The 23,351-nt window shown below is 41.8% G+C and carries 21 protein-coding genes, 11 tRNA genes and 2 rRNA genes; 3 read left to right on the top strand and 31 right to left on the bottom strand.

Features of this window, described 5'->3' with window-relative positions; translation table 11 throughout:
• Positions 1–61: 61 nt before the first annotated feature.
• From MHI18_RS12915 to MHI18_RS12850, 14 genes are all read right to left on the bottom strand, one after another.
• Positions 62–2,994: ribosomal RNA gene (locus tag MHI18_RS12915) — 23S ribosomal RNA — on the bottom strand.
• Positions 2,995–3,134: 140 nt separating this feature from the next.
• Positions 3,135–4,680: ribosomal RNA gene (locus MHI18_RS12910) — 16S ribosomal RNA — on the bottom strand.
• The 16S and 23S rRNA genes sit together here with 11 tRNA genes alongside, the layout of an rRNA operon.
• Before the next feature lie 98 nt (positions 4,681–4,778).
• A tRNA-Gly gene (locus MHI18_RS12905) sits at positions 4,779–4,852 on the bottom strand.
• 31 nt (positions 4,853–4,883) lie between these two features.
• A tRNA-Pro gene (locus MHI18_RS12900) sits at positions 4,884–4,960 on the bottom strand.
• A 5-nt stretch (positions 4,961–4,965) separates the two neighbouring features.
• Positions 4,966–5,042 (bottom strand) — tRNA-Arg (locus MHI18_RS12895).
• A 33-nt stretch (positions 5,043–5,075) separates the two neighbouring features.
• Positions 5,076–5,162: transfer RNA gene (locus MHI18_RS12890), tRNA-Leu, on the bottom strand.
• 58 nt (positions 5,163–5,220) lie between these two features.
• A tRNA-Leu gene (locus tag MHI18_RS12885) sits at positions 5,221–5,301 on the bottom strand.
• A gap of 10 nt (positions 5,302–5,311) precedes the next feature.
• Positions 5,312–5,387 (bottom strand) — tRNA-Lys (locus MHI18_RS12880).
• An 11-nt stretch (positions 5,388–5,398) separates the two neighbouring features.
• Positions 5,399–5,473: transfer RNA gene (locus MHI18_RS12875), tRNA-Gln, on the bottom strand.
• Positions 5,474–5,544: 71 nt separating this feature from the next.
• Positions 5,545–5,621 (bottom strand) — tRNA-Asp (locus MHI18_RS12870).
• Between the two features lie 18 nt (positions 5,622–5,639).
• A tRNA-Glu gene (locus tag MHI18_RS12865) sits at positions 5,640–5,711 on the bottom strand.
• A 14-nt stretch (positions 5,712–5,725) separates the two neighbouring features.
• Positions 5,726–5,816: transfer RNA gene (locus MHI18_RS12860), tRNA-Ser, on the bottom strand.
• A 3-nt stretch (positions 5,817–5,819) separates the two neighbouring features.
• A tRNA-Asn gene (locus tag MHI18_RS12855) sits at positions 5,820–5,894 on the bottom strand.
• Between the two features lie 188 nt (positions 5,895–6,082).
• On the bottom strand, positions 6,083–6,556 hold the full coding sequence (locus tag MHI18_RS12850) for a SprT family protein (RefSeq protein WP_340847905.1): 474 nt from the start codon (positions 6,554–6,556) through the stop codon (positions 6,083–6,085).
• Between the two features lie 84 nt (positions 6,557–6,640).
• Here MHI18_RS12850 and cmpA point away from each other — a divergent pair, with 84 nt between their 5' ends.
• Entirely contained in the window at positions 6,641–6,760 is a 120-nt protein-coding gene (gene cmpA / locus MHI18_RS12845; RefSeq protein WP_152526437.1) for a cortex morphogenetic protein CmpA, read from the top strand.
• Positions 6,761–6,839: 79 nt separating this feature from the next.
• On the opposite strand, the gene MHI18_RS12840 is transcribed toward cmpA, so the two are convergent.
• From MHI18_RS12840 to MHI18_RS12780, 13 genes are all read right to left on the bottom strand, one after another.
• A complete protein-coding gene (locus MHI18_RS12840) occupies positions 6,840–9,023 on the bottom strand; it encodes a Tex family protein (protein ID WP_340847904.1) in 2,184 nt (727 codons plus the stop codon).
• A gap of 151 nt (positions 9,024–9,174) precedes the next feature.
• Positions 9,175–9,783 carry a PP2C family serine/threonine-protein phosphatase gene (locus MHI18_RS12835; protein WP_340847903.1) on the bottom strand — a complete coding sequence of 203 codons (609 nt, stop codon included), beginning with the start codon at positions 9,781–9,783 and terminating at the stop codon, positions 9,175–9,177.
• Entirely contained in the window at positions 9,783–10,571 is a 789-nt protein-coding gene (gene sigB, locus MHI18_RS12830; protein ID WP_340847901.1) for an RNA polymerase sigma factor SigB, read from the bottom strand. Before sigB ends, MHI18_RS12835 begins: the two co-directional genes overlap by 1 nt.
• Positions 10,549–11,019 carry an anti-sigma B factor RsbW gene (gene rsbW / locus MHI18_RS12825; RefSeq protein ID WP_340847900.1) on the bottom strand — a complete coding sequence of 157 codons (471 nt, stop codon included), beginning with the start codon at positions 11,017–11,019 and terminating at the stop codon, positions 10,549–10,551. The genes sigB and rsbW overlap by 23 nt, the downstream gene beginning before the upstream one ends.
• Entirely contained in the window at positions 11,016–11,348 is a 333-nt protein-coding gene (locus MHI18_RS12820; RefSeq protein WP_040373979.1) for an anti-sigma factor antagonist, read from the bottom strand. Before MHI18_RS12820 ends, rsbW begins: the two co-directional genes overlap by 4 nt.
• 60 nt (positions 11,349–11,408) lie before the next feature.
• Complete coding sequence (locus MHI18_RS12815) at positions 11,409–12,419, bottom strand: PP2C family protein-serine/threonine phosphatase (protein WP_340847898.1); 1,011 nt, start codon at positions 12,417–12,419, stop codon at positions 11,409–11,411.
• A gap of 11 nt (positions 12,420–12,430) precedes the next feature.
• Positions 12,431–12,832, bottom strand: a complete 402-nt coding sequence (locus MHI18_RS12810) for an anti-sigma regulatory factor (RefSeq protein WP_340847897.1) — start codon at positions 12,830–12,832, stop codon at positions 12,431–12,433.
• Positions 12,833–12,836: 4 nt separating this feature from the next.
• Complete coding sequence (locus MHI18_RS12805; protein WP_040373982.1) at positions 12,837–13,193, bottom strand: STAS domain-containing protein; 357 nt, start codon at positions 13,191–13,193, stop codon at positions 12,837–12,839.
• Positions 13,165–14,022 carry an RsbT co-antagonist protein RsbRA gene (locus MHI18_RS12800; protein WP_340850285.1) on the bottom strand — a complete coding sequence of 286 codons (858 nt, stop codon included), beginning with the start codon at positions 14,020–14,022 and terminating at the stop codon, positions 13,165–13,167. The genes MHI18_RS12805 and MHI18_RS12800 overlap by 29 nt, the downstream gene beginning before the upstream one ends.
• 392 nt (positions 14,023–14,414) lie before the next feature.
• Complete coding sequence (locus tag MHI18_RS12795) at positions 14,415–14,765, bottom strand: type II toxin-antitoxin system PemK/MazF family toxin (RefSeq protein WP_040373999.1); 351 nt, start codon at positions 14,763–14,765, stop codon at positions 14,415–14,417.
• Between the two features lie 7 nt (positions 14,766–14,772).
• Positions 14,773–15,054 carry a CopG family ribbon-helix-helix protein gene (locus MHI18_RS12790; protein WP_040373983.1) on the bottom strand — a complete coding sequence of 94 codons (282 nt, stop codon included), beginning with the start codon at positions 15,052–15,054 and terminating at the stop codon, positions 14,773–14,775.
• Between the two features lie 148 nt (positions 15,055–15,202).
• On the bottom strand, positions 15,203–16,372 hold the full coding sequence (gene alr, locus MHI18_RS12785) for an alanine racemase (RefSeq protein ID WP_445669993.1): 1,170 nt from the start codon (positions 16,370–16,372) through the stop codon (positions 15,203–15,205).
• A gap of 118 nt (positions 16,373–16,490) precedes the next feature.
• On the bottom strand, positions 16,491–17,498 hold the full coding sequence (locus MHI18_RS12780) for a LolA family protein (RefSeq protein ID WP_340847895.1): 1,008 nt from the start codon (positions 17,496–17,498) through the stop codon (positions 16,491–16,493).
• 268 nt (positions 17,499–17,766) lie between these two features.
• On the opposite strand from MHI18_RS12780, the gene MHI18_RS12775 reads away from it, so the two are divergent.
• Positions 17,767–18,267, top strand: coding sequence for a hypothetical protein (locus MHI18_RS12775; RefSeq protein ID WP_340847894.1), 501 nt, complete (start codon positions 17,767–17,769; stop codon positions 18,265–18,267).
• 71 nt (positions 18,268–18,338) lie between these two features.
• Here the strand turns inward: MHI18_RS12775 and acpS are convergent, their stop codons facing one another.
• Positions 18,339–18,695, bottom strand: a complete 357-nt coding sequence (gene acpS / locus MHI18_RS12770; RefSeq protein WP_340847893.1) for a holo-ACP synthase — start codon at positions 18,693–18,695, stop codon at positions 18,339–18,341.
• Between the two features lie 88 nt (positions 18,696–18,783).
• On the opposite strand from acpS, the gene MHI18_RS12765 reads away from it, so the two are divergent.
• Positions 18,784–19,380: a rhomboid family intramembrane serine protease gene (locus tag MHI18_RS12765; RefSeq protein WP_340847892.1), complete on the top strand. Its 597-nt coding sequence runs from the start codon at positions 18,784–18,786 to the stop codon at positions 19,378–19,380.
• Here MHI18_RS12765 and MHI18_RS12760 read toward each other — a convergent pair whose 3' ends face one another.
• From MHI18_RS12760 to MHI18_RS12750, 3 genes are all read right to left on the bottom strand, one after another.
• Entirely contained in the window at positions 19,381–20,814 is a 1,434-nt protein-coding gene (locus MHI18_RS12760) for a PH domain-containing protein (protein ID WP_340847890.1), read from the bottom strand.
• A complete protein-coding gene (locus MHI18_RS12755) occupies positions 20,807–21,280 on the bottom strand; it encodes a PH domain-containing protein (protein WP_340847888.1) in 474 nt (157 codons plus the stop codon). Before MHI18_RS12755 ends, MHI18_RS12760 begins: the two co-directional genes overlap by 8 nt.
• Positions 21,281–21,389: 109 nt before the next feature.
• The gene (locus MHI18_RS12750) at positions 21,390–22,910 is read right to left on the bottom strand and encodes a DEAD/DEAH box helicase (protein WP_340847887.1); all 1,521 of its coding nucleotides are present in this window, start codon (positions 22,908–22,910) and stop codon (positions 21,390–21,392) included.
• Positions 22,911–23,351: the final 441 nt, after the last annotated feature.

Below are 23,351 nucleotides of genomic sequence, written 5' to 3'. Positions count from 1 at the left end.
AAAGGAACGTTGTTCCTTCAAAACTAGATAATAAGAAGGGTTTTGCATGTAATTAAAACGAATGGTTAAGTCCTCGATCGATTAGTATTTGTCAGCTCCACGTGTCACCACGCTTCCACCTCAAACCTATCTACCTGATCATCTTTCAGGGATCTTACTAGCTTACGCTATGGGAAATCTCATCTTGAGGGGGGCTTCATGCTTAGATGCTTTCAGCACTTATCCCGTCCGCACGTAGCTACCCAGCTATGCCTTTGGCAAGACAACTGGTACACCAGCGGTGCGTCCATCCCGGTCCTCTCGTACTAAGGACAGCTCCTCTCAAATTTCCTGCGCCCACGACGGATAGGGACCGAACTGTCTCACGACGTTCTGAACCCAGCTCGCGTACCGCTTTAATGGGCGAACAGCCCAACCCTTGGGACCGACTACAGCCCCAGGATGCGATGAGCCGACATCGAGGTGCCAAACCTCCCCGTCGATGTGGACTCTTGGGGGAGATAAGCCTGTTATCCCCGGGGTAGCTTTTATCCGTTGAGCGATGGCCCTTCCATGCGGAACCACCGGATCACTAAGCCCGACTTTCGTCCCTGCTCGACTTGTAGGTCTCGCAGTCAAGCTCCCTTGTGCCTTTACACTCTACGAATGATTTCCAACCATTCTGAGGGAACCTTTGGGCGCCTCCGTTACTCTTTAGGAGGCGACCGCCCCAGTCAAACTGTCCACCTGACACTGTCTCCCACCCCGATAAGGGGCGCGGGTTAGAATTTCAATACAGCCAGGGTAGTATCCCACCAATGCCTCCACCGAAGCTAGCGCTCCGGTTTCAAAGGCTCCTACCTATCCTGTACAAGCTGTACCAAAATTCAATATCAGGTTACAGTAAAGCTCCACGGGGTCTTTCCGTCCTGTCGCGGGTAACCTGCATCTTCACAGGTACTATAATTTCACCGAGTCTCTCGTTGAGACAGTGCCCAGATCGTTACGCCTTTCGTGCGGGTCGGAACTTACCCGACAAGGAATTTCGCTACCTTAGGACCGTTATAGTTACGGCCGCCGTTTACTGGGGCTTCGGTTCAAAGCTTCGCTTACGCTAACCTCTCCCCTTAACCTTCCAGCACCGGGCAGGCGTCAGCCCCTATACTTCGCCTTGCGGCTTCGCAGAGACCTGTGTTTTTGCTAAACAGTCGCCTGGGCCTATTCACTGCGGCTTTTCCGGGCTATTCACCCTAAAAAGCACCCCTTCTCCCGAAGTTACGGGGTCATTTTGCCGAGTTCCTTAACGAGAGTTCTCTCGCACACCTTAGGATTCTCTCCTCGCCTACCTGTGTCGGTTTGCGGTACGGGCACCCTTTATCTCACTAGAGGCTTTTCTAGGCAGTGTGGAATCAGGAACTTCGGTACTTAATTTCCCTCGCTATCACAGCTCCGCCTTAATGGAAACGGGATTTGCCTCGTTTCCGGCCTAACTGCTTAGACGCGCATATCCAACAGCGCGCTTACCCTATCCTCCTGCGTCCCCCCATCGTTCAAACGATAAATTGGTGGTACAGGAATATCAACCTGTTATCCATCGCCTACGCCTTTCGGCCTCGGCTTAGGTCCCGACTAACCCTGAGCGGACGAGCCTTCCTCAGGAAACCTTGGGCATTCGGTGGAAGGGATTCTCACCCTTCTTTCGCTACTCATACCGGCATTCTCACTTCTAAGCGCTCCACCAGTCCTTACGGTCTAGCTTCGACGCCCTTAGAACGCTCTCCTACCACGGACACCCTACGGTGTCCATCCACAGCTTCGGTGATACGTTTAGCCCCGGTACATTTTCGGCGCGGAGTCACTCGACCAGTGAGCTATTACGCACTCTTTAAATGGTGGCTGCTTCTGAGCCAACATCCTGGTTGTCTAAGCAACTCCACATCCTTTTCCACTTAACGTATACTTTGGGACCTTAGCTGGTGGTCTGGGCTGTTTCCCTTTTGACTACGGATCTTATCACTCGCAGTCTGACTCCCAAGAATAAGTATTTGGCATTCGGAGTTTGACTGAATTCGGTAACCCGTTGGGGGCCCCTAGTCCAATCAGTGCTCTACCTCCAATACTCTCATCTTGAGGCTAGCCCTAAAGCTATTTCGGAGAGAACCAGCTATCTCCAGGTTCGATTGGAATTTCTCCGCTACCCACACCTCATCCCCGCACTTTTCAACGTGCGTGGGTTCGGGCCTCCATTCAGTGTTACCTGAACTTCACCCTGGACATGGGTAGATCACCTGGTTTCGGGTCTACGACCACATACTAATTCGCCCTATTCAGACTCGCTTTCGCTGCGGCTCCGTCTTTTCAACTTAACCTCGCATGGGATCGTAACTCGCCGGTTCATTCTACAAAAGGCACACCATCACCCATTAACGGGCTCTGATTACTTGTAAGCACACGGTTTCAGGATCTATTTCACTCCCCTTCCGGGGTGCTTTTCACCTTTCCCTCACGGTACTGGTTCACTATCGGTCACTAGGGAGTATTTAGCCTTGGGAGATGGTCCTCCCTGTTTCCGACGGGATTTCTCGTGTCCCGCCGTACTCAGGATCCACTCAGGAGGGAACGAAGTTTCAACTACAGGGTTTTTACCTTCTTTGACGGGCCTTTCCAGACCTCTTCATTTACCCCGTTCCTTTGTAACTCCATATTGAGTGTCCTACAACCCCAAGAGGCAAGCCTCTTGGTTTGGGCTGATTCCGTTTCGCTCGCCGCTACTCAGGAAATCGCTATTGCTTTCTCTTCCTCCGGGTACTTAGATGTTTCAGTTCCCCGGGTCTGCCTTCAGTACCCTATGTATTCAGGTAAAGATACTGTTCCATTACGAACAGTGGGTTTCCCCATTCGGAAATCTCTGGATCAACGCTTACTTACAGCTCCCCAAAGCATATCGGTGTTAGTCCCGTCCTTCATCGGCTCCTAGTGCCAAGGCATCCACCGTGCGCCCTTTCTAACTTAACCTACTAAAAAAAACATTCGGTGTTTTAAAAATTGATGCAAAATTTGCCTTCTATCTATTATCTAGTTTTCAAAGAACAAGGTTGAATGAATTACTCATTCAAAACTGAACAAAACAAAAGCGTCACGTTAATTTTCCTTAGAAAGGAGGTGATCCAGCCGCACCTTCCGATACGGCTACCTTGTTACGACTTCACCCCAATCATCTGTCCCACCTTAGGCGGCTGGCTCCTTGCGGTTACCTCACCGACTTCGGGTGTTACAAACTCTCGTGGTGTGACGGGCGGTGTGTACAAGGCCCGGGAACGTATTCACCGCGGCATGCTGATCCGCGATTACTAGCGATTCCGGCTTCATGCAGGCGAGTTGCAGCCTGCAATCCGAACTGAGAATGGCTTTATGAGATTCGCTTACCCTCGCGAGTTTGCAGCTCTTTGTACCATCCATTGTAGCACGTGTGTAGCCCAGGTCATAAGGGGCATGATGATTTGACGTCATCCCCACCTTCCTCCGGTTTATCACCGGCAGTCACCTTAGAGTGCCCAACTGAATGCTGGCAACTAAGATCAAGGGTTGCGCTCGTTGCGGGACTTAACCCAACATCTCACGACACGAGCTGACGACAACCATGCACCACCTGTCACTCTGTCCCCCGAAGGGGAACGTCCTATCTCTAGGAGTGTCAGAGGATGTCAAGACCTGGTAAGGTTCTTCGCGTTGCTTCGAATTAAACCACATGCTCCACCGCTTGTGCGGGCCCCCGTCAATTCCTTTGAGTTTCAGCCTTGCGGCCGTACTCCCCAGGCGGAGTGCTTAATGCGTTAGCTGCAGCACTAAAGGGCGGAAACCCTCTAACACTTAGCACTCATCGTTTACGGCGTGGACTACCAGGGTATCTAATCCTGTTTGCTCCCCACGCTTTCGCGCCTCAGTGTCAGTTATAGACCAGAAAGTCGCCTTCGCCACTGGTGTTCCTCCACATCTCTACGCATTTCACCGCTACACGTGGAATTCCACTTTCCTCTTCTACACTCAAGTTCCCCAGTTTCCAATGACCCTCCCCGGTTGAGCCGGGGGCTTTCACATCAGACTTAAGGAACCACCTGCGCGCGCTTTACGCCCAATAATTCCGGATAACGCTTGCCACCTACGTATTACCGCGGCTGCTGGCACGTAGTTAGCCGTGGCTTTCTGGTTAGGTACCGTCAAGGTACCAGCAGTTACTCTGGTACTTGTTCTTCCCTAACAACAGAACTTTACGACCCGAAAGCCTTCATCGTTCACGCGGCGTTGCTCCGTCAGACTTTCGTCCATTGCGGAAGATTCCCTACTGCTGCCTCCCGTAGGAGTCTGGGCCGTGTCTCAGTCCCAGTGTGGCCGATCACCCTCTCAGGTCGGCTACGCATCGTTGCCTTGGTGAGCCATTACCTCACCAACTAGCTAATGCGCCGCGGGCCCATCTATAAGTGACAGCCGAAACCGTCTTTCCATCTTCTCTCATGCGAGAAAAGAACATATCCGGTATTAGCTCCGGTTTCCCGAAGTTATCCCAGTCTTATAGGCAGGTTGCCCACGTGTTACTCACCCGTCCGCCGCTAACTGTTGAGTAAACTCAACAATTCGCTCGACTTGCATGTATTAGGCACGCCGCCAGCGTTCATCCTGAGCCAGGATCAAACTCTCCGTAGAATGTTTGACTTGCTCGGTTGTTTTTATAGTGTGTACTCACTTCTTTAAAACGTTGACGCTTTGTTTTGTTCAGTTTTCAAAGAGCAATAAAGTTAAAATGGAGCGGGTGAAGAGAATCGAACTCTCATCATCAGCTTGGAAGGCTGAGGTTTTACCACTAAACTACACCCGCATATATAATTGAAATTTTTATTGAGAAGTAATGGTCGGGAAGACAGGATTCGAACCTGCGACCCCTTGGTCCCAAACCAAGTGCTCTACCAAGCTGAGCTACTTCCCGAAATATGGTGCGCCCGGCGGGAGTCGAACCTACAACCTTCTGATTCGTAGTCAGATGCTCTATCCAATTGAGCTACGGGCGCTTTATATAAGAAAAGTATATTTTGAAATTTTGTTGGTGCGGCCGAGAGGACTTGAACCTCCACGGGGTTAACCCCCACTAGGCCCTCAACCTAGCGCGTCTGCCATTCCGCCACGACCGCAAAAGCGACTTTATCATCGTAACACGTTGGTGAGTTGCTGTCAACAAGTAATTTCTAATGCGGGTGAAGGGACTTGAACCCCCACGCCTCGCGGCGCCAGATCCTAAATCTGGTGCGTCTGCCATTCCGCCACACCCGCATATAAAAAATGGTGAGCCATGTAGGATTCGAACCTACGACCCTCTGATTAAAAGTCAGATGCTCTACCAACTGAGCTAATGGCTCGTACAAAAAAATGGCTGGGCTAGCAGGATTTGAACCTACGCATGACGGAGTCAAAGTCCGTTGCCTTACCGCTTGGCTATAGCCCAATAAATCTAATACAGAAAATCATCTTATCACATTACGATGTTTCACTGCAAGTACTTTTTTAAAATAATAATGGCGGTCCGGACGGGACTCGAACCCGCGACCTCCTGCGTGACAGGCAGGCATTCTAACCAACTGAACTACCGGACCATTAAATTATGTATAAAGTGACCCCTACGGGATTCGAACCCGTGTTACCGCCGTGAAAGGGCGGTGTCTTAACCGCTTGACCAAGGGGCCTTAAAAAATGTTCCTGGCGGAGAAGGAGGGATTTGAACCCTCGCGCCGCTCGCGCGACCTACACCCTTAGCAGGGGCGCCTCTTCAGCCTCTTGAGTACTTCCCCATATGGCTCCGCAGGTAGGACTCGAACCTACGACCGTTCGGTTAACAGCCGAATGCTCTACCACTGAGCTACTGCGGAATAATGTATCTTGTCTGCCGTTAAAAACCCGTAAGTTATTTTCTCGACTCTTTAGATTATAAGGACATTGTTATCAAAAGTCAACACTCTTTTTTAATATTCTTCATTTATTATTTAAGAAAGAAGTTTTAAAGCCGTAAACTCAATAACCACAAGGGTTTCAACCATTGATAAATCTAAAGAACTTTTCATTGGGCTATGATTTCTTTTGTCAACACCAGTCTTCCTTTACACTTTCCACAAACATATTTCGTTAGATTTATTCTTCTCTTTCTCTGATAAATCTGGCTGCAGCTTGTACAAGAGTACATAAGAATTCTCGACTTCTTCTGTTTAACTTGCTGTGAAGCAAGGGGCTTGCAGAAACGCGGGGCTTCTACTTCTCTTAGTAATTTTCTAAAACTGGCATCTCTGTGCTGATATCCTTTTCCTTCTAGATGAAGGTGATAGTGACATAGCTCATGTTTAATAATCCCTACTAAAACATCCATTCCGCCTTCTAAGTAATATTTTTCATTAATCTCGATATTATGAGATCGAAGTAAGTATCGGCCGCCTGTCGTCCGTAAGCGAGAATTAAAACTTGCTTGATGCCTAAACGTTTTACCAAATTCTCTTTCCGAAATATCTTCGACTAACTCCTGAAGCATCTCGTTATCCATTAACTTCTCCCTTTCCTGGTAACATGACAACCCATTATATCATAAACATAGTGGTAACTAGTGAGAAAACCAGGAGGTTTATCCATGCCAAATTGGTTACAAAACCAAATGAAACGGGCTTTCTATGAAAAAGACTCCTATCAAATCAAATTACTTAATCAATGCTGGTTTTATTATCGTAAAAAAGAACGAATTCATTTATAGCAGAGAACTTGTCAACCTATAGTGGTTAACAATCCATAAAAATACCCCTTTCTTCTATATAGAAGAAAGGGGCAGTCTTTTACATAGTCTGTTCTTTAGGTTCAAGCATAGTTAATGATACGCGTTGTTTATTAACATCTATCTGCTCAACCCATACCGTAACAACATCTCCTACTGACACAAGATCCAGTGGGTGTTTGACAAAACGGTTGCTTAGTTTGGAGATATGGACAAGACCATCCTGCTTAACCCCGATGTCGACAAAAGCACCAAAGTCGACAACATTTCGGACCGTACCTTGTAGTTCCATCCCTTTCTGTAAATCCTCCATTTTAAGCACGTCTTTCTTCAACAATGGTTTAGGCAGTTCATCCCGGGGGTCTCTGCCCGGCTTCATCAAAGCTTCTATGATATCTTTCAGGGTAATTTCACCGATATCCAGTTCCTCTGAATACGCCTTTACATCTAAATGCTTTAATGACTGAGTTAACGCTTCACTTCCCAATTCAGCTTTAGTCGAACCTAATTTTTTCAGTAGTTTTGTCACAGCACCATAATTTTCAGGATGAATAGATGTTTGGTCCAGTGGTTCTGTACCATCTATAATCCTCATGAAACCAATGCTTTGTTCATAGGTTTTTGCACCGAGTCTTGGAATGTTTTTTAATTGTTTTCTACTTTCAAACTTTCCTTCTTCTTCTCTTTTCTTCACGATATTTTGCGCGACAGTCTTTGATAGTCCTGCCACATACTGAAGTAATGACGGTGAAGCCGTGTTAACATTTACTCCTACCTGATTAACAGCCGTTTCTACGACAAATGTTAACGATTCAGCTAATTTTTTCTGTGATACATCATGCTGATATTGCCCTACACCAACAGATTGCGGATCTATTTTCACCAATTCAGCAAGTGGATCCTGAAGCCTTCTGCCAATAGATACGGCACTGCGCTGTTCAACTTGTAAGTCAGGAAATTCATCACGCGCTATTTCAGATGCTGAATAAATACTTGCACCCGCTTCATTTACGATGATATACGAAATATTCCGCTGCAAGTCTTTAAGGATATCTGCAATAAATTGTTCCGACTCCCTTGAAGCTGTCCCATTCCCTATCGCTACCACTTCTACATCAAACTGTTCAATGAGCGAAATTGTTTTATCTCGGGCCTCTGCTTTTTTATTAATCGGAGCATGTGGATAAATAACACTAATATCAATGACTTTTCCTGTTTCATCAAGTACAGCAAGTTTGCAGCCTGTTCGAAACGCTGGATCTAATGCAAGTATGACTTTTCCTTTTAAAGGTGGCTGCAGCAATAAATTCTTCAGATTTTCAGAGAATATATGTATGGCTTGATCTTCAGCCTTCTCGGTTAGTTCTTTCCTAATTTCACGCTCAATTGAAGGAAAAATCAAACGTTTGAAGCTATCTTCAATGGCTTCGGTCACAAAACTTGCGGATTCTGATTCATTTTTATTAATGATTTTTCTTACCATATACTCGATAATTGCTTCTTCCTTCGGCTCAATCGACACTCTTAAAATATCTTCTTTTTCTCCACGGTTGAGCGCAAGAACTCGGTGAGGGACAATCTTTTGAACAGGCTCTTCATATTCATAATACATTTCAAAGATTTTTTTCTCGTCGGCATCCTCATTTTTACTAACGGACATTATTTTCCCCGTTTTAAAGACATCTGCCCTCATCCACTTTCGCAGTGAAGCGTCGTCAGAGATCTGCTCAGCAATAATATCCTTTGCACCAGCAATAGCATCGTCTGCCGTTAAAACTTCTAAATCAGCAGAAATAAATTCCTCTGCCTTAGGCAAAACAGATTCAGGATGAAATTCCATCAACCATAAAGCAAAAGGTTCTAACCCTTTTTCTTTAGCTACAGTGGCTTTCGTCCTTCTTTTTTGCTTATACGGCCGATAAAGATCTTCAATTTCTTGCAGCTTTACCGATTGTTCAATTTGAGCTTTCAGCTCGGGTGTTAATTTGCCTTGTTCTTCAATAATACGTACTACTTCTTCTTTACGAGTATGAAGATTTTCAAGGTACTTCCATCTATCCATTATCGAGCGAATTTCTACTTCATCCAACGAACCGGTCATCTCTTTCCGATATCGAGCAATAAACGGGACAGTATTCCCCTCATTTAACAAGTTAATGACACTTTGAACTTGATTAACTTTTAAATTTAATTCTTTTACTACTTGTTTAATGATCAGTTTTAATTGATTTTCTTCTGCTACCATCGGGATTCCTCCGCTCTTTATGTAAAAAAATAATCATTATCTCTTTATTGCTTATAACTAGTCTAACAAATCAAAAAGCATGTTGCGAATCTTCACTCTGTTTCATACAACCAAAAGCACCTAACATAAAAAAGCTTACTTTTATGATTTCTCAAGAAAGTAAGCTTCCTATTATAAATGTAGAATCATCAGACTGAATGGTATTCCCATCTAAAATCAATTGAGCGTTCCGTTCAAGAGAAAATCTTGTGTTCAATAAAGATTTTGCTCCCTGCAGAGAAACGCCATCTGAGTGGAGTATAAATTTCGCGTTTGATTCATATTTAAATCTTTGCGTATGATACTTTTGTTTCCTGCCAGATAAATAACCGGTTACCGGTAATGGATAAACCAACTTATCTGAGTCGGGGTTATACAGAAAAAAACGGATATTTCCTACTGAACTGTATACAAACTCTTTCGTGTCATAGTATATCTTCAGAATGGACACCGCTGCCCCTCTTTTATTCACCTGTGTATTATTACAAAGTGACATGAGGGTCTCGACACTTTCATGATGATAATTCTTAACCTCATCAGTTATTGCACTTGAGGACTCGTATGCGAATTTACCACTGCCGAGACCATCTGCGAGAACGCATAGGAAATACTCATTTGTATTCATGAAAAAGTAATCATCTCCGCAATAGGGCATCCCATTTTTGGAGGATTGGGAAGCTAACACTTCTAGCTCCTTCTCCCTGAGTACTTCTTTAATCATTATAGAGACTCCGTATTATTTTCTGCATTTATAGCCACTTGCAGTTTTTTAATCGCTCTTCGTTGAAGACGCGATACATGCATTTGGGAAATATCTAGTTTTTCTCCTGCTTCTTTTTGACTAAGGTTTTCAAGGTACGTATATTGAATAATCATCTTTTCTCTTTCACTCAATACATGTAGAACCTTTTCCAGAACAAGGCGTTGATTAACTCGTTCAAAGCCCTCATCAACATTTCCGAAGATATCCAGAAGAGTAACGGTTCCTCCATCTGAATCCGCTTCAATAGAATGATCAACTGATAAAGCTTGATAACTTTTTCCCATTTCCATTGCTTCTAGAATTTCTTCCTCTGGTACGTCAAGGTGCTCTGCAATTTCATCAATTCTAGGTGACCGATGAAGTTCTGTTGTAAGTTCTTCAACCGTAACCCGAATTTTCGGTCCAAGTTCTTTGATACGACGCGGAACATGAACACTCCATGTTTTATCACGTAAGAAACGTTTAATTTCTCCGATGATAGTTGGTACTGCGAACGCTTCAAAACTCTTTCCAAAACTTTCATCATATCGACGAATTGCACCAAGCAATCCGATCATCCCTACTTGAGAGATATCTTCTTGAAAGGATCTTCCCTTTGAATACTTTCGCGCAATCGTTTCAACTAAGCCTTTATAATGAAGAACAAGTTGTTGTTGAGCTTCCTCATCTTGGTGGAGTTGGTAAGCTTTAATCCAAGCATTGACCTTGTCTTTAGTCATCTGATTAGGTTGAGAGTGTCTTTGCATCCATCTCCACCTGCTCCCGCTCTATAAACTTAGTCATAAATACCGTGACCCCTTCATGCTGGTGAATTTTCACTTCATCCATTAGAGTCTCTATGAGGTAAAGGCCCAAGCCTCCTTCTCGAAGGAATTCTACGTTTTGTCCATTCTCATACGGTCCTAATCCTTGGCGTACTTCATCAAAGTCACAACTTTCTCCACTATCTGAGACCATGACTTCTAAACGATCTTCATAAAGGCCAAAACTAATTTTCACTTCGCCTTGATTATCTTTATATGCATGCTGAACTGCATTCGTACAAGCTTCACTTGTAGCGATTTTCAAGTCCTCAATTTCATCATAAGTGAAGCCCATTCGGCTGGCGATACCTGAAAGGGTCAAACGAATTACTCCAATGAAATTTGGCTTTGCGGGTATTTTCATTTCAATAAAATCGTATGCTTGACTCATTCTAACCCACCCTCTGCATGACTTTTAATATCGATAATATCGGCTAGACCGGTAATATCAAACAGACGGCGCAGACGTTCAGATAATCCAATCAGCTTGAATTCTCCATTATGCGCTCTTACACTTTTAAACAAACCTACAAATACTCCTAAGCCAGTACTGTCCATATAAGATACTTCTGTTAAATCGACTACCATAGAAACATTAGCCTGCTCTGAAAGCGGAAATAATGATTCTCTAAGCTTTGGTGCTGTATAAGCGTCAATTTCGCCTTTAACTTGCACTTCTACGGTTGAGTTTATATCTTTAACATCAATTGTAATATTCATTCGATTGACCCACCTTTATATCTCAATATCCATGTTTTTATATACCCAGTTTAATTACTCTTAAACATCTCTTTTTAAAATAATTAAAGTAAAATCATCTCTTAGTTCAAAGTGCTGCATTTTCTCCAGCTGCTTAAAGATATTATTGACAATTTCCTGCGCTCCTAGATGGAGATTATTTCTTATAAATTGCATTAATGTTTCTCTTTCGATAAACCCTTCACTTGTCCGGCATTCTGTTACACCATCGGAAAGCAGAATAATCATATCTCCAGGTTCAACTTGCTTTTCGTATTGGCGGTACTTGGTTTTTTTCTCGACCCCCAATAACAACCCTCTGGCATCTAAATCACTCATCGTATCTGTGCTTGCTTCATAATAAAACCCTGGCTCATGGCCCGCTGCAGCATACGAAAAAACGTGATTATCCGGGTTATAAAGCCCATAAAACATCGTGATAAACATACTTGGATCGACATTTTGTTCAACAACCCGATTAAGACTTTCAAGAACACTACTCGGAGCATGACGATTTTCTGGAAGGCTGTCCATTGCATATTTAATCATCGACATACAAAGCGCAGCTGGAATTCCTTTACCGATTACATCGGCTATTGCCACCCCGATATTTTGGTTTTCATCTTGGACAAAGTGATAGTAGTCTCCGCTCATTTGGCGAGCAGGCACACTAATTGCACCAATATCCATCACCTTCACATCCGGAATTTTTGTTTCAAGCAGCGTATGCTGTACATTTGCTGCTAGTTCTATTTCTGATTTGAGCTCCTGCTGCTGATGACGTAAGCTTTGATGTTCACGATATGCAATCCCGTATCCCATCATGACCTCCATTAAAAAATCAAATGAATCAAGTACCTTTTGCGGATCATCAGGACAAACTTCCATTAGAATACTTTTATGCATGCTAATGATTTCTTCAGGTGAAACACGATTTTCCATCGTTTTTCTACTGATTTTTTGTCCTTGGTATAAGGCTTGTTCTGTTTGATCCTTAAGAAAGCTTGAAAGGGCCTCACGGTATTTACCTTCCAAATTATCTTTGAATTCCATTACCTCTCCCCCTAACGAAGCCATTTCGTTGCAAGGATTTTCGTTCCTTTCCCTGGCGTGGAATCGATATCGAATTCATCCATCAACCTCTTTACCCCAGGAAGGCCTGCTCCTAGTCCTCCTGAAGTAGTATATCCATCTTCCATCACTTTTCGAATATCTTTAATTCCAGGACCTTCGTCCATGGCAATTATTTTCATTCCAGCTTTTCCATTTCTCTGGACTTTTTCTATCGCTATATTACCTTGTCCGGCATATAGATAAATATTTCTTGCCAGCTCACTAATGGCCGTCGTAACTCTTGCTTGATCGACCGTGCCAAAGCCGAGTTCCTTCGCCACATTTCGTCCAAGCTGTCGAGCGGCCACGATATCCCATTCATTGATAATTTTTACGCAGGATTGGACCTCCATACTTCTAATCCCCCAATTCCTGTTGTAATTTCTCCAGGCCTTTCTCTAAATCTAACGCTGTAAGGACATCATCTAAGGTGATTCCTAATTCAATGAGGGTAATAGCAACAGCTGGCTGGATTCCTGTTATGACAACTTTCGCCCCCATCAGCTTCGACATACTAAAGACATCACCTAATACCTTAGCTATAAAGGAATCGATAAAGTCAATCGAAGTAATATCAATTACTACACCATTAGCATTTGTTTCATGGATCTTTTGCAGTAAATCTTCCTGAAATTGAAGGGCGGTTGCGTCGTCAAGCTCCCATTGTATCGAAACGAGAAGACAATCATATAGTTTTAAAATTGGAATTCTCATGATCTTCCTCCACCTCTATAATCTTACGGCTTGTTATTTCTAAAGCTGCCTCTATTCCTTTTTTGAGGGAGTTCTTTGTAATAATTTCATTCAAATTGATCCCTAAATTAACAATAGTCTGTGCAATTTCCGGTCTTATGCCGCACAGCATACATTTTGCTCCTACCAAACGGACAGCTTCCGCTGCCTGAATAATGTGGTGAGCAACCATTGTATCAACGACAGGTACCCCTGTGATATCGATTAGCACTACTTCTGAGCGGTGTTTTACCACGCCTGTTAGTAAGTTCTCCATAATTTGCCTTGCTCTTTCTGTATCAATGGTTCCGATCAAAGGCATAATCGTGATGCCCTCTAATACTGGAATCAAAGGTGCAGATAACTCTTGCAGCGCGATTTTTTGAAGAGATACGGTTCTTTCCCATGTATGGGTGTACACATTAACTATTTCATTATTCATTGGAGAGGACCACTTATCAAGGCTATTTATAATCTCAATTTGATTCTCAGGATTTATGATTTTTTGTTCAGCCATACCATTTAAGACAATCAGTGTGAATTTATGTAAACCTTCGTTCACAAAGAAGAGCGGCCAGCCTAAGCGAACAACTTTTTCTGCAAAATCAGACAGTTTAGTTGTAAATGCATCATTTTTACTTTCCATATTGGCAATAACCATATCAATAAATTCATGGCTTGTCTGAGTAAACATCTGATCAGAAATTACCTTTATAAGACGCTCATCCGCATTTTTCTTCATAATATCCATCCATTTTTCTAGGATGAATTCTTGGTTATTTCTTATAAAATCATACACCTGTTTATTCATATTTTCCTCCATTCTAACACATCCCCTAGGCCATTCCCTTCCAGGTAACATGGATGTTATCTAAATGTAAATAAAAACTTATTTATCTCGAATTTATCATTAACTATTGCTCAACGATCTATTAATTTACCTGCTTCAGTATTTTTCCTATATCTGAATATCCTACTAAATGGAGATTCTTCTCATTTTAACTATACGTTTTTATTCTTTCATTCGTCAAATGTTATAGTTTCCCCTGCTAATTTACGTAAGTTGAAAAAAAGAAGTCCATTTTATCGATGAGCTAAAAAAATGCAAAAAAAGAAGACTGTCCTTTTCGGATCAGCCTTTTCCAAGTATCCTGAGAATCTCAGGATTCAGATTATATGAATAATAAATAGGATGACATTTTCTTAAAAATCAACCAGTCCTAAACTAATTTGCAGAGCATCTTTGACCTTTTCCATCATCGGTTCATCAAGATGAGTAATTTTATCAGTCAGCCGCTGCTTATCAATAGTGCGGATCTGTTCTAGTAAAATAACTGAATCACGCTCGAACCCATATTTCTTGGCATTAATTTCAACGTGTGTAGGCAATTTGGCTTTTTGAATTTGCGCTGTAATGGCTGCTACAATCACAGTAGGACTAAAGCGATTTCCAATGTCATTTTGAAGGATAAGCACTGGTCGCGTCCCGCCTTGTTCTGATCCTACGACCGGAGACAGGTCTGCGAAGTATACGTCACCACGTTTCACAACAATCAAGGGCTCAGCCTCCGCTAGCTAATCGTTCAACGCAATGGTCAGCTTCAAATTCTAACAAAAATGCTTCCGAAGCAATTGTTAAGTTAATGGCTGCCATCTCAATATAACCACGTTTCATCGATTCGCGAAATTCTCTTTTTTTTCTTTCACGAATATACACTTTTGTCGCATGGTAAATAAATTCACTACGATTCACATTTTCTTCAGAAACATACCCATCAAGCTCGGATAAAAAGTTTTGAGGTAATCGAATTAAAATTTCTCTTGTTGCGCTGGATTCAGACACAAACATACACCTCCACCATCACTACACACCATAATATATTCTTTATAATATTACCATTAAATTTACTATCTGCAAAGAGTATATTCGAAACTCTATATTATTATCAGCAAAAGTAGATATATTTTATACGATATTATTTATAAATTAATTATATTAGTTGATTACTGACTCCAGTGACCCGTCCTTCCTGCAGATACACCCGAGGAACCCGGGATGAAATCATACAGGTTACTTCATAGTTTATTGTCTTTAATTTCTCAGCAATGTCATCGACAGTGATACACTCAGTAGCATTCTTCCCTATTAACGTTACCTCAGTACCTACTGGGAAATCTCGTGATAATTTAACCATGCATTGATCCATACATATCCGCCCAACTAACGGAGACCTTTCACCTTCAAGCAATACCTCCTGACCTTGGAGCATTCGAATCCAGCCATCCGCATAACCAATAGGCAACGTGCCAATCCAAGTATCTTCTTCTGCTGTATAGGTCGCTCCATAGCTTACGCTTTGGCCTTTCGAGATATTCTTGACATGCACAAGTTTGGTCTTTAATGAAAAAGCTGGACGCAGCTTAAAAGGTAAAACGCCTTTCATTTCCATGGAGGGTGACAAGCCATATAAAGAAATACCCATACGAACCGAATTGAAGACTGCATTTGGGAATCTTAATAATGCAGCACTATTTGCCGCGTGGACATATTTTGGTTTTTCCTTGAGCCATGTCAGCATTTCCTCAAATCGAGCAAGCTGATTACTAAAATACTCTGTATCTAGTTGATCCGCAGTGGCGAAGTGCGTAAAGATTCCTTCTAATACAAAACACTTCGTTTTCTGAAGAATACGTTCGATTTCATTCATCTCTTCTTGTTTCCGTATCCCAATTCTCCCCATACCACTATCACACTTTACATGTATATTTAGAACCGTTCCTTCAAGAAAAGACTGAGCTGCTTCAAGCCAGCCTGCTTGAAAAACAGTTAAGGTTATTGCTTCTTTAGCAGCGATTTGAGCATCTTCAGGGCGTGATGCTCCTAAGACTAAAATCGGTGCCGTTATTCCTTTTTTTCGTAATGCGAGTGCTTCATCTAAAAAGGCTACTGCTAAATACCCCGCACCAGCCTGAATTGCAGTCTTAGCAACCTCAACATCGCCATGACCATATGCATTTGCCTTTACAACCGCAAAGAGAGTAATCTCAGGAGGCAGGTGTTTTTTCATATTTGCTGCATTCTCGTAAATAGCATCTAAATTGATTTCTGCCCAAGTATCTCTATAAAAATTATGCAAAGTCACAGATAATCCTTCTTTCATAGTGTACTGTTATGTGCCCCTTATTATAGAGAATTTTTTTTAATAACGGAAGGACAAATACAGTACACCAGAAAAAAGAAGTTGGTTCTTCTAGGTCAATCGGCAGAGTCAGCATTCATTATTTTACTGCTGTCCCATTAACTGAACGGGCGATCGTCACCAATTCTTCTTCCGTTAAATTTTGAGACGCAAGGGTGTAATCAACACCTTCATATGTCCACCTAACTGTATTAGCTGTCATTGCACCGAAAGTAAAGCCTAAATCAACCGGCTCGCCATTCACCAAATCCGATAAGACAGTCGTTTCTCTGACATCTCTTTTTTCCTGAACCAACGTAAAGTTACGCTCACCTTGATAGGTCAAGACTACTCGACGTCCATTTTCAATTGCTATTTCTTTCTCCTCCGCAAGTGTTGCTCCTTCGATTCCTTCTGGATACCGCACTGAGAAATTCTCATCCTTCATCCCAGCCATTGCCGGCATCTCCATCTTTGCCCGCGCCATATTTTTCTTCATATCAAAAGCATCCTTATCAAATGCAGCATTGAAGTTTACTTTCGAGAACTTTACCGTCACGAGGGCATTTTGATCAGGATCCATTACTTTGACACTGACCGGTTTTAAATCACGTTTGGTCAGAGTAATCTCCTGGTAAGGGAGCATTTTATTATTTTGATAACGTGTCTTTGTCGTAAAGACGTAATGTTTATCCGTTTCTTTGAATCCTGCTGTTTCATCATCCATAATGTCCTTTACCAATGATTCATATAAATAGGCTTGACTACTGTTTTCTGGCCATTCACTCTGAAATTTAAAACTTTTATTCAAAGCAGGTGTTAGTACATACACGCCTTCATCATTACGGAGAATCATTTGGCTTTGTTCTTTTTCAGAATTCTTTAAATTCACTTTGTAAAAATCAGGATTCTTATGCCAGATTTCCACATCATATACTTGAGGATCCGTTCCCATCTTCAAGGTCATAACAGCATTCACCTTATAGCCCTTCATTTCATCCACTTTTTCGTTTAAATCACTCACTACTTCATCCTGCGACTTTTTTCCACAGGCAGAAAGCGCAAGTATCAGTAATATTCCTGCAAAAATTGCAAAGACCTTCTTCATTTCTCCAGCCCCCATCTTTTCATTTAAATGTAAAAGAGAGAGGAAAGGGCAGCGTCCAGACATTGAATACATAACCAAATCATGAGTTCCGTTTATCTCGTCTTTCGGTTTATATGTCAATGTTCCTTCTAACAGGCCTTGTCTCCCTAAGCAATATGAGTATATGAGACAACTCGTACCAATATGACTGAAAAGCCGAAGACAGGATCACCACTCCAGAAAATGGTATTTAATGGTACAATCAAAAAACTAGAAATAAGGAACCTTCTTGAAAATTAAGAGCCTTTTCATCGCACTATTTATTTGTTTATTTGTTATGAGTGGTTGTACATCAACCACGGTAAATCCAAATAAAATCAGTCTGCCTGAAGATGTTCCTAATTTTGTTACGGAACAAGATATTCAAAAAATCGATTGGGATAGGATGGCTGCCTCCTTTGATACAGGTACACGTGGGAATAAAAATAAACTTGGCCTACTCGGTCCAGAGTTAAAACCAAATGAAGCGGGAAAGTGGTTGTGGCATTTTTGGGGGATTGATCAAGGTGAATTTACACTTGTGGGTTACAACCAAGATACTTCTACTATAAGTCCTGTTTTAAGTGATGGGAGTTGGTCTAGGACGAGTATCGGTGGTGGTGAAATAAATGGAGCAGATGCGAGTTTACCTTCGAATGTCGAGCTGCCCAAGGCAGGAAAATGGGCCCTCCTCGTTTATATTGGCGACCAATTATTCGATACATTGGTTATGGATATTAAGGAAAAGTAACCTTACTATTCGTACAAACTTCTAAGAGCCTTATTACACATTTAAGTGTAGTAAGGCTCTTAGAAGTTTGCTTACTCCTGTTCTTCAATAACCACCTGAGCCGCTGCAAACTCTTTGCTATGAGTAATAGAAAGATGGACTCCATTCTTCAACGGTTTACTGACATACGGCTTACCACTTGGTTCAACCATAATTTCAATATCCAAGAAAGAAAGTTCCTTCCCAATTCCCGTACCCCATGCCTTAGAGAATGCTTCTTTTGCTGCATACCTGCCGGCAAAATACTCATAACGTCTGTTTCCTTTTAATTTAGAAAACCGCATACGCTCCTGCTCTGTTAATATTCTGCTGATGAATTTCGGCTGTCGATCTACAATTGCCTGAATTCGGTCAATTTCTACAATATCCATACCTATTCCCTTTATCATAAGCTTCCCTTCTATCCTTTATCTGACCCGCATATACATTAGACAGGCTTATCGATTAACTAAATTCCTATTACAAAGGATGAATCTAATGTATCTAAAATCAGATAATTACCGTCAATACCCTAGTCTTTACCCAATGACACTAATCATTCTCTCCCTCTGTCTAGCTGTTTATGTTCTCCATATTTCCCCGTTATTCCCTAAGGGTTTGCTTTATTACAATGGGGCAGGTGTCAATCTCTATATCGCTAACGGTGAATGGTGGAGGCTCCTAACCCCTATTTTTCTCCATATTTCATTTAGTCATTTCCTATTTAATAGTCTATCCATCCTGTTATTCGGCCCTCTATTAGAACGTCATTTAGGAAGTTCGTTATTCGCAGGCTTCTTTCTTTTAACAGGTCTAATCGCAAATATAGCTACTTATTTATTCATGCCCTTATCATATGTCCATGTTGGAGCAAGTAATTCGATTATGGGACTACTAGGTTTTTATCTTTATGCGTCTATCTTCCATAAGCAGCCTGTACCCAAACAATTTGAAACAACCATTTACTCTCTTGCCATTTTCGCAGTAATTATGTCATTGATTGAACCGAATATCAATCTGATTGGCCACTTTACCGGACTGATTGCCGGATTTGTCTTTGCTCCGTTTTTTCAAAAACGGTCTCAACAACTTTAGTTAAACTTGTTCGTAATCACGTGAAGCAAGCCATCGTGTAATCGTTGATGTATCTTGTTTTTCTAAATCTTTTATCCGTCCGATTGTCGGACCTGCTCCGGATTTTGCGGTGATAAAAATGGAGGCTAGACTTTTGCGTAATTGAAACCAATTGGTGGAATAAGTTATAGACTGAATTCGATTTTTATGAAATAGGTAACTCTGTTTAGAAATGATTCTAAATCTTACTTGAAGCTGATTGCCCGAAATTTCCCAGCCTGCTTCCCTGAAACTTAAATAAGCCCACAGACAGGATAGCGGTATCAGCACTAATGATAGGAATCCCCAAGGTCTGAACAGCCAGATACAAGCAGCCATAATGATTACAGCAAAGAATGAGTGCCTAAATAAATACCGGGAAAATGCTCGCTTCGGCAAACCTTTCATAGCTGCTTCGTATTGATACCCAGGAACAAAGGAATCAAGCAGTCCCTGCAAATCTTTCCTTTTAATGAGTGGAAATAGCATAATCTTAGCATTTTCTGAAGCAGATCCACCAGCGTATTCAATGTAGACACTCGCCAACCCTAAAGGCTGCCTTAATAAGTTTTCTGATATCCTGATTGCCTGAATCTTCTTAGTTGGGATGGTAATCTGCCTTTTTTCCAGCAAGCCTCGGGAGATTATTAATTCTTCACCCTTTTTTTTCAAAGTAAAATGACCATACTTTAAGACAACCCCTATCGTAGCAATTAAGTAAGCAACGATAAAGGCACTCACCACCAAAATAGTTATAAATATAAGGCTTGCTTCCAACACATGTTCAAAGCCACTAAAGACCTTATCAAAGGGAATAATCTCATCAAATTGAGAAATGAATGCGGCGGACGTGGAAAAAACAACGCCTACGCCACCGGAAGTAGCAGCCATTAAGAAAAGCTGAGGAAAAGTCTGTTGAAAAATACTCTCTGTTTGTACGTCTGCGGACTCTGCCGCTTCGGGTGTTTTCTCTCTTTTCCCTTCTGCCAGCGTCAATTGAATTCTTTCAGCTTCCTTCTTATTAATCGCAGCTAGTTCCACATCAGCTTGTTCCCCGCCAGCCGTTTCTATTTGAAGCTTAGCTAAGCCAAACAATCGCTGAACCAGTCCCTCAGAAATATTCACACTATGTATGCGTTCAAATCGGATGTATTGTTTCTTTTTAACAAATAACCCTGATTCAATACGAAGTTCCCCATTCTCAATCCAGTATGTAAATCGAAACCAAGTTAGAACTGCTGACCCGATAACAAACAAAATAACTAATCCAAACCCTAGATACAGCAGATAACTTTTCTCTCCAAAATTGTTTCCTCCAAAAAGAAAAATGAGTACCAGGGGGAAAATAGCGTCCTTAAGTATTTTCAGAATCATTAACAAGATAGCAGCTGGATGGAGCCGTTTCGGATTATACATCTTCTTCCTCCACACTGGCCATTCTTGAAATATAGAACCGCAAATCATCGGCTTCTTTTATCTCTAAAGCTGGTATCTCATGGCTTGTAGCAGCAGTTGAAATTTCTACGGTTGCCAGCTCATATCTTCTTAGTAGAGGTCCTTGCTTTGTTTCAACATGTTGAACTCTAACCATCGGGATCAGTGTACGTTTAATAATCCAAATCCCACTTTGTATCTCAATTTCATCTTCTCTTACCTCATACCTCCACCGCTTCCACCTTAGCGTTGGTAGAAGGAACACAAAAAGAAAAACAAACACGATAATTACACATACGCAAAGAATAATAATCCATCGTGGAAAATCAAATATGTATGTCAGCGTAATCCCAGCTATGCTGATTACCAGAATGAGCAACGATTCAATGATTCCACTAATTCTCCACACTTTGAGTGCATCTGTAGCAATACGTTTCTGAGGTTCCATATGCCATCCCCTTTCTCATTCTAATTAGTTTAAGTATACTATAATTTCCAAAATAAAAAACAGAAAGAGCCGCTCAACAAGTGAGCGGCTCTTTCTGTTTTAAAACATATTATTTATTGATTTTATCTCTGTTCGAACTTGTGCTGCTGCTGCTGCGGTTGCCATAACCATTTGACTTACGGTTAGTGCTTCCGCCGCCAGTGCGTTTAGCACCGCCGTAATCTTTACGTCCGCCGCCTGATGAGCTGCGTCCGCCGCCGCTGCCATTACGTGGACGGCTGTTTGAGCCTTTGTATCCACCACGTTTTGATCCAGCTGGAGCTTCATCCGTTAATTTAATCGGAGATGCATCCGGTTCTTTAGTCATTGTTTTAAGGACTGCAGCCACTAAATCAACCGCGCTGTGCTTTTGAAGTAATTCTTCAGCGTGTGGAAGGTATAATGATAAATCTTCGTTTTCAACAGTATTAACGATTTTTTCAGTAACCGCTTTTTGTTGTCCTTCAAGTGCTTCACTTAAAGTAGGAGTTTTTAATTTCTCCATTTTCTTTTTAGTTGTGTGCTCAATTGCGTGAAGCTGACCTCTTTCTCTTGGCGTTACAAAAGAAACGGCTGCTCCGTGCTTTCCAGCTCTTCCTGTACGTCCAATACGGTGGACATAGCTTTCAGGATCTTGAGGAATATCAAAGTTATAAACGTGAGTAACACCAGAAATATCTAGACCACGAGCAGCAACATCTGTTGCAACTAAGACATCAATGTTGCCGTCTTTAAATTTCTTCAATACAGACATACGTTTTGCTTGGCTTAAATCACCATGAATTCCTTCTGCCATATAACCGCGAATTGTCAATGCAGATGCAAGTTCATCAACACGGCGTTTCGTACGACCGAAAACAATAGCAAGTTCTGGTGTTTGAATATCAAGCAGACGAGCCAATGTATCGAATTTTTCATTTTCTCTTAGCTCAACATAATATTGATCGATAAGAGAAACAGTCATTTCCTTAGCTTTCACTTTAACAAGTGTAGGATCCTTCATAAACCTTTCCGCAATTTTACGGATTGGATCAGGCATTGTTGCAGAGAAAAGCAATGTTTGTCTTTCTTCTGGAACGTTTGAAAGAATAGATTGGATATCTTCAATGAAGCCCATGTTCAGCATTTCATCTGCTTCATCCAATACTACAGTATGAACAGTGCCTAATTTAATGTTCTTACGTTTAATATGATCTAATAGACGACCAGGTGTACCTACGATGATATGCGGATTTTTCTTTAAAGCACGGATTTGGCGGTCAATATCCTGTCCACCGTAAACTGCTAATACGCGAGTGCGTTTTCCGTAACCAAGTTTGAAAAGTTCTTCCGAAACTTGAATAGCCAATTCACGAGTAGGTGCGATAACAATTCCCTGTACATTATCACTAGATAAGTCGATATTTTCAATCAAAGGAATACCAAAAGCAGCTGTTTTACCAGTACCTGTTTGTGCTTGACCAATGATATCTTTTCCTTCAAGTGCCAATGGAATCGTCTGTGCTTGAATGGGACTAGCTTCTTCAAAACCCATTTTTTCTATTGATTTCATCGATGTTCTGTCTAATCCTAATTCACTAAACAATGTCAATTTATTCGTGCCCCTTTATTATCTTAGTTTTTTCCGTGGCAATAGCCCGGTGTGCTGATCTTAGGACATCAGCGTATCCATTAATCAATTCCATCATATCGATAGAAGCAAACGTCTCTTAAGAAAAGTTTTCTCAATTATCACCCAAAAGAAACACTACATTTTTTATAAAACGCTGAATCTAATCATGATTTATTAAAAAGGAACAACATGAAAACAAGCTAAATTACTTAAAAGCCTGCTGCAAGTAAGCAGTAAACACCCTACATAGGCATCTCACTTTTTAATAGTACATGTAATCAAAATTAAATCCAAAAATGGAAATATCAAAGTAGTATACGGAGCTGCCGTATTATTCAGGTGAGGGCTGCTGCACCTTTTCCCTATCTGTGGGAGTAGAAAAAGTCTCTACAAACAGCATAGACAAACCTGGAAATCCAG

Source organism: Peribacillus sp. FSL H8-0477, from assembly GCF_038002765.1.
Lineage (GTDB): Bacteria > Bacillota > Bacilli > Bacillales > DSM-1321 > Peribacillus.
This window is presented reverse-complemented; position numbering and strand designations above follow the sequence as displayed.